Genomic DNA, 6528 nt, shown 5'->3' with positions numbered 1-6528 from the left:
CCGCCATGGCCGCCGGCCAGGTCGAAATAGTCCAGCGCCCGGGTGATGTAGAGGTAGGAGTTGGCGTCGAAGCGGTCGACGAAGCTGGCGCCCTGGTGGCGCAGATAGCTCTCCACCTGGAAGTCGGCGTCGAACCCCCAGGACAGGCCGTCGCGCTGCAGTTCGCGGCCGAACTTCCGCTGCAGGGCCGTCTCCGACAGATAGGTGATGTGGGCGGCCATGCGGGCCACGGCCAGCCCCTTTTCCGGGCGCACCCCCTGGATCTCATAGTCCCCGCCGCGCCAGTCGGGATCGGCCATGATCGCCTGGCGGCCCACCTCGTGGAAGGCGATGTTCTGGGCCGAATGGCGCGCCGCCGCGGCGATGCAGATGGCCGAGTAGAGCCGCTCGGGATAGTCAGCCGCCCACTGAAGGACCTGCATCCCGCCCATGGAGCCGCCCACCACGGCGAACAGGCTCTCGATCCCCAGCGCCTCGACCAGCATGGCCTGGGCGCGGACCATGTCGGCGATGGTGATCATCGGGAAGGACAGCGCGTAGGGCTTGCCCGTGGTTGGGTCGATGGAGCCGGGGCCGGTGGAGCCCATGCAGCCGCCGACGACATTCGTGCTGATGATGAAATAGCGGTCCGGGTCCAGCGGCAGACCCGGGCCGATCACCCGCTCCCACCAGCCGGGCTTGCCGGTCACGGGATGGATGGAGGCCGCGTGCTGATCGCCGGTGAGCGCGTGGCAGACGAGCACGGCGTTGGACTTGTCGTCGTTCAGCGCGCCGTAGGTCTTGTAGCCGATCTCCAGGGGCGACAGCAGGGCGCCAGAGTCCAGGCGCAAGGGCTTCTCGGCGGGAAAACGGTGTGTCCCGCCGCCGGTCTCGCCTGTCGGGATCACCACCGCGTTCATCGGCGCCTTGAAGACCGTTTCGCTCAATCGCTGTCAACCGCTTCGCGTCTGCGCCGGACGCCGCTATGAGACTTTTGTGAGCGGCGCGTTTGAGGGCGTTCGCGAGTAGGGGGGCGCGGCGTAGCGTTCATGGACCGGCTGATCCTCTTGCGGCACGGCAAGGCCGAGCGCGATTCCGAGAGCGGCGACGACTTCGATCGCAAGCTCGCCGACCGTGGCGTCATCGAATCGGCCGCCATGGCCGCGCGCCTGGCCGACCTGGGCCTGATCCCCGACCTGGTGCTGATCTCGCCCTCTGCGCGGACGCGGGAAACCTGGGCCGCGGCGGCGTCGTCCTTCCCGAACGCGGCGTTCCGGGTCGAGCGCTCGCTTTATCACGCCGAGGAATCGACCGTCCGCGACATGGCCGAGGCGGCGGGGGAGACCTCCGGCACGGTGATGATCGTCGGGCACAATCCGGGCCTGCAGGACCTGACCATCCGCCTGCTGTCCGAGGGCTCGGCGCCCCAGACCCTGATCGCCCGCGCCCACGGCGCCTTCCCGCCTGCGGCGGCGGCGGTGTTCCTGTTCGATGCGGCGGGCCGGCCTTCCTATGACGGCCTCTTCTTCCCCAAGGACTGAACGGTGGGTCGAATCTACAAGATCCTGACGCGGGCCGAGTGGGCGCGAGCCCAGGCCGCGGGCGCGTTCGAGGGCTCGGCGGTCGACCGTCTCGACGGCTTCATCCACTTCTCGACGGCCGCCCAGGCGGGCGAGACCGCGCGGCGCCATTTCGCGGGCCAGCCGGACCTTGTGGTCCTGGAGGTCGAGGCCGACGACCTGGGTGAGGCCTTGCGCTGGGAAGCCTCGCGCGGCGGCGACCTCTTCCCGCATCTCTACGGTCCTCTGGGCGCCTCGCTGGTGCGTGGCGTCACCGAGGCTGCGCTGGGCGCCGAGGGCGTCCCCAGTCTGGACCTGACGTCATGACGCTGCACGACCTGGCCGCGCGCGCGATGCACGTCCTCGATCCCGAGGACGCCCACACCCTGACCATTCGGGCGTTGCAGGCAGGCCTCGGCCCCCATGCCGACGCCGACGATCCGATCCTGGCGACCAGCGTCGCCGGCCTGGCCCTGCCCAATTGCGTGGGCCTGGCGCCCGGCTTCGACAAGAACGCCCAGGTGTTCGGTCCCATGCTGGCCGCCGGCTTCGGCTTCGTGGAGTGCGGCACGGTCACGCCGCTGCCCCAGGCCGGCAATCCACGCCCGCGCCTGTTCCGGCTGACGCAGGACCGGGCGGTGATCAACCGCATGGGCTTCAACAACCAGGGCCTGGAGCCCTTCGCCGCCCGGCTGGCCCGCCGTGGGCCGGGGATCGTCGGGGCCAACATCGGCGCCAACAAGGACGCCGAGGATAGGATCGGCGACTACGTCACCGGCCTGACCCGGCTCTGGGGCCTGGCTTCCTACTTCACGATCAACATCTCCTCGCCCAACACGCCGGGCCTGCGCGCCCTGCAGACCAAGGCCGCGCTCGAGGAGCTTCTGGGCCGCCTGGCCGCGACGCGCGACAGCCTCCCCGCGGACGCCAAGGTCCCGATGTTCCTGAAGGTCGCGCCCGACCTGGAGGACGGCGAGGTCGAGGCCATCGTCGAGGCGGTGGTCGCCAACGGGCTGTCTGGGATCATCGTCTCCAACACCACCATCACCCGGCCGGCCTTGAGATCGCCCCACGCGACCGAAGCCGGAGGGCTTTCGGGCGCGCCGCTCACGGACCTATCGACGCAGATGCTGGGCCGGTTCCGCCAGGCGGCGGCTGGACGAACCGCCCTGATCGGCGCGGGCGGGATCGGCTCGGGCGCCGAGGCCTACGCCAAGATCCGGGCCGGGGCGGAAGCGGTTCAGTTCTACTCCGCCATGGTGTTCGGCGGACCTGGCCTGGTGATCCGGATCAAGCGCGACCTGGCCGCCCGGCTACGCGCCGAGGGCTTCACCAGCGTCGCGCAGGCTGTGGGCGCCGGCTGATCGGACCTCCCTTCGCGGGCGCCATTCGTTGCCGAACCGTTCTCAGTGAAGTAACGGGGGAGTCGTCATGGCGGACGCCCTCCTTCCCCAGCCGCCCAACAGGTCGTCCGGGCGCCGCTTCTTCTGGCCCGGCGGACTTTCGGCGCGTCTGCTGATCCTCACCGTCCTGTTCGTGGCCGGCGCCGGCGCCATGGCCGTGCCCGCGGCCCTGGCGGCCTTCGAGGAGCAGTGGCTGCTGGACCGCGTGCGGGCCGCCGAACTCGCCTCCCTGGCCACCGACGTCGACCCTGACCAGGTCATGAGCGAGGCTCTGTCCTCGAAACTGCGCGCCGGGGCCGGCGTCCAGACTGTCGCGATCCTCGACAATGAGGGTAACCGGTTCCTGAAGGTCCCCGGTCCCCGCCTGGCCCGCCCGCCCTATCTGGTGGACCTGCGCGACCGGGCGCTCGGCTCCTGGCTGTCGGCGCCGTTCCAGACGCTGTCCGGCGGCGAGGAGGGGCGCATGGTCCGAGTGATCGCCGAGCCGCGCTTTTACGACGCACAGTTCATCGAGGTCGTGGCGCCGGACGCCGCGCTGAAGGCGGAGCTCAAGCGCTATCTCTGGCGGCTGCTCGCGGTCATGGCCTTCGTCTCGGCCTTCGCCGGCGGGCTGGTCTATCTGTCGCTGAACGTCTTCCTGGTCCGGCCCATGCAGCGGATCACCCGGTCCATGGAGCGGTTCGCCGCCGACCCGGAGGACATGGCGTCGCGGGTCGAGCCCTCCGGCCGCCGCGATGAGATCGGTCGCGCCGAGGTGGAGCTGGACCGGATGCAGGGCGAACTGCGCACGGCCCTGGCCTCCCGCGCCCGGCTGGCGGCCCTGGGCGAGGCGGTGGCCAAGATCAATCACGACCTGCGCAACATGCTGACCAGCGCCCAGATCGCGTCGGAACGGCTTGCGGCGCTGAAGGACCCCAAGGTGACCCAGGCCCTGCCGCGTCTGGAGCGGGCCCTGGACCGCGCCGTGACCCTGGCCACCGACGTCCTGACCTACGGCAAGACCCAGGAGGCCGCGCCCGATGTGCGGCCCATGCTGCTGGCCCAGGCGCTGGAGATCGCCGCGGAGGAGGCGCGGTTCTCGGACGAGCGCATGCGCCTGATCTCCGGCGTCGATCCTGCCGACCAGGTCAACGCCGATCCCGACCAGCTGCACCGTATCCTGGTCAATCTGCTGCGCAACGCCCGCGAGGCGGTGGAGCAGCAGGAGGGGCGCACGACGCCCGGCCAGGTTCAGGTGTCCCTGGCCCAGGAAGACGGCGCCAGCCTGATCTACCTGGCCGACAACGGACCGGGCGTCTCCGAGCGCGCCCGCGAGCGCCTGTTCCAGCCCTTCGCGGGGTCCACTCGGCCGGGCGGCGCGGGTCTGGGCCTGGCCATCGCCCGCGAGCTGGCGGTCGGCCATGGCGGCGACCTGGCGCTGGCCCAGACCGGCGCGGAGGGCTCGGTGTTCGAGCTGCGGCTGCCAGGCGCGCCGCCGAGGCTGAAGGCGCCGAGACGGCGGGCGAAGAACCCGGAGACCTAGTAGCCCTTGGCCACGCCCTCGCGGCGGGGGTCCGCGGCGCCTTCCAGGCCGTTTTGCGTGGCGACGATGCCGTGCAGGCCCGAGCCTTCGCCCCCGAAGCCGGTGAACTTGACGCCCTTGGCCGCCAGGCCGTCGACCACGCCCGGCGCGTACTTGGCGGGCTCGGAGGCGAAGCTGTCGCCCCGCGCGATCAGGTTGGGCAGGTCCAGCGCCTGCTGGATCGTCAGCTTCCAGTCGAGGACCGCCACCAGGGCCTTGAGATTATAGGCCAGGATCGCGTTGCCGCCTGGCGAGCCGACGGCGGCCACGAAGCGGCCCTGGCGGTCGGTGACCACCGTCGGCGCCATGGACGAGCGTGGCCGCTTGCCCGGCGCCACGGCGTTGGCCGCTGGTGTCTTGTCGGTGTTGTTCGGCGAGAACGAGAAGTCGGTGAGCTGGTTGTTGAGGAAGAAGCCGCCGACCATCCGCCCCGTGCCGAAGATGCTCTCCACCGTGGTGGTCATCGAGACGACGTCTCCGGCCGCGTCGACGACGACGAAGTGGGTGGTGCCGGCGGGTTCCTGCGTGGCGTCCGGAGCGCGCACACCGGCGCCGCGAGGTTTGCCCGGAGCGGGGGCCGGACCGGCGATCTCACCGATCAGCTTGGCGCGTTCCTTCACATAGGCAGGATCCAGCAGGCCGGCGACGGGCACCTCGACGAAGTCGGCGTCGCCGAAATAGCGGTCGCGGTCGGCGTACATCAGGCGGCTGGCCTGGGCGAACAGGTACCAGGCCTGGGGATCGTCCGGGCCGCGCGTGGCGATGTCGGTGTTCTCCAGAATGCCCAGGGCCTCCAGCACGGCGGCGCCGCTGGACGGGCTGTCGGGCACGCAGACCACATAGACCCGGTAGGGTCGGCAGACGGCGGGGCCGACCTTGGGCTTGTAGGCCTTGAGGTCGGCGAGACTGAGGGTCCCCGGACGCGGCCCCTCGCCGACCTTGGCGACGATGGCTTCGGCGATCGAGCCCTCCAGCAAACCCTTGGGCCCCTCGGCGGCGATCTTGCGCACGGTCGCGGCGTAGGCCGGGTTCTTGAGCAGGTCGCCGGCCTTGTAGCGCTCGCCGTCCGGCTTGGTGAAATAGGCCTTGGCGTCAGGTGTCGAGGCCTGGGGGAACGACCCGGCGATCATGCCGGCCAGCCTGGGGCTGACGATGAAGCCCTGGTCGGCCAGGCGCTCGGCGTCGGCGAAGAGCTGGCTCCAGGCGAGCTTGCCGTGCGCGCCCTGCGCCATGGCCAGCATGGCCACCGCGCCCGGGGTCCCAGTGGCCCGGCCGCTGATCACCGCGTCACGGAAGCCGATCGGCTTGCCCGCGTCGTCCAGGAAGAGCTGCGGCGTCGCGGCGGCCGGGGCCGTCTCGCGGCCGTTGAACGCGGTCACCTTGCGGGTCTTGGCGTCGTAATAGGTCAGGAAGGCGCCGCCCCCCAGACCCGAGCTCTGCGGCTCCACCAGGCCCAGCACCGCCTGGACCGCCACCGCGGCGTCCACCGCCGAGCCGCCCTTGCGCAGAACGTTGAGCCCCGCCTCCACCGCATGCGGATTGGCCGCGGCGACCATGACCTTGGGCCCGGTCGTGGGGCTGGCGGTTTCTTGCGAGACCGTGGCGCAGGCCGAGGCCAACAGGGCGAGCGCCAGAACGGCGAAACGATTGAGCTGAAACACGGATGACCACATGCAAGGGCGGGGGAGGAAAGGCGCACCATAGCCACCCGCGCGTGGACAACAAACGCCAAGCCGTGCTTTGCGTGCTTCATGAGCCAAAGAGCCGCCCCAGCGCCCGGATCGCGCAACCTGATCACCGATGTGCCGGGTTTGCGGGTGGGACAGGCCCATGACGACGCTGTCCGGACCGGGGTCAGCGTCATCCTGCCTGACGCCCGCGCCGTGGCGGCCTGCGACGTGCGCGGCGGCGGACCGGGCACGCGGGAGACGGACGCGCTCAGCCCTGAGAACCTGGTCGAGGCCATCGACGCCATCGTGCTGTCGGGCGGCTCGGTCTACGGCCTGGCCGCCGCCGACGGCGTGGC

At 71.0% G+C, this 6528-nt stretch carries 7 protein-coding genes; 5 read left to right on the top strand and 2 right to left on the bottom strand.

The genetic code is table 11. The annotated features are described in order from the left end of the window. Positions 1 to 899, bottom strand: an 899-nt coding sequence (locus tag RMO04_RS17155) for a homoserine O-acetyltransferase (RefSeq protein ID WP_309645984.1), incomplete at its 3' end; no start/stop codon positions are given. A 129-nt stretch (positions 900 to 1028) separates the two neighbouring features. Here RMO04_RS17155 and RMO04_RS17150 point away from each other — a divergent pair. From RMO04_RS17150 to RMO04_RS17135, 4 genes are all read left to right on the top strand, one after another. Next, positions 1029 to 1520, top strand: a complete 492-nt coding sequence (locus RMO04_RS17150) for a histidine phosphatase family protein (RefSeq protein ID WP_309645983.1) — start codon at positions 1029 to 1031, stop codon at positions 1518 to 1520. Between the two features lie 3 nt (positions 1521 to 1523). Beyond that, entirely contained in the window at positions 1524 to 1865 is a 342-nt protein-coding gene (locus tag RMO04_RS17145; RefSeq protein ID WP_309645982.1) for a DUF952 domain-containing protein, read from the top strand. Beyond that, entirely contained in the window at positions 1862 to 2902 is a 1041-nt protein-coding gene (locus RMO04_RS17140) for a quinone-dependent dihydroorotate dehydrogenase (protein ID WP_309645981.1), read from the top strand. Before RMO04_RS17145 ends, RMO04_RS17140 begins: the two co-directional genes overlap by 4 nt. Positions 2903 to 2969: 67 nt before the next feature. Beyond that, on the top strand, positions 2970 to 4463 hold the full coding sequence (locus RMO04_RS17135) for a HAMP domain-containing sensor histidine kinase (RefSeq protein WP_309645980.1): 1494 nt from the start codon (positions 2970 to 2972) through the stop codon (positions 4461 to 4463). Here RMO04_RS17135 and ggt read toward each other — a convergent pair. Beyond that, positions 4460 to 6175: a gamma-glutamyltransferase gene (gene ggt, locus RMO04_RS17130; protein ID WP_405041515.1), complete on the bottom strand. Its 1716-nt coding sequence runs from the start codon at positions 6173 to 6175 to the stop codon at positions 4460 to 4462. The genes RMO04_RS17135 and ggt overlap by 4 nt on opposite strands. Before the next feature lie 78 nt (positions 6176 to 6253). On the opposite strand from ggt, the gene RMO04_RS17125 reads away from it, so the two are divergent. Next, on the top strand, positions 6254 to 6528 hold a 275-nt coding region (locus RMO04_RS17125; RefSeq protein ID WP_309645978.1), incomplete at its 3' end, for a P1 family peptidase.

The sequence above is a fragment of the Phenylobacterium sp. genome (assembly GCF_031412415.1).
In the GTDB taxonomy this organism is placed as follows: Bacteria; Pseudomonadota; Alphaproteobacteria; order Caulobacterales; family Caulobacteraceae; genus Phenylobacterium.
This window is presented reverse-complemented; position numbering and strand designations above follow the sequence as displayed.

Excerpts from the sequence above, each read along its gene's own strand:
- RMO04_RS17135 (WP_309645980.1), top strand. The coding sequence starts at position 2,970 with ATGGCGGACGCCCTCCTTCCCCAGCCGCCCAACAGGTCGTCCGGGCGC.
- RMO04_RS17140 (WP_309645981.1), top strand. The coding sequence starts at position 1,862 with ATGACGCTGCACGACCTGGCCGCGCGCGCGATGCACGTCCTCGATCCC.
- ggt (WP_405041515.1), bottom strand. The coding sequence starts at position 6,175 with ATGTGGTCATCCGTGTTTCAGCTCAATCGTTTCGCCGTTCTGGCGCTC.
- RMO04_RS17150 (WP_309645983.1), top strand. The coding sequence starts at position 1,029 with ATGGACCGGCTGATCCTCTTGCGGCACGGCAAGGCCGAGCGCGATTCC.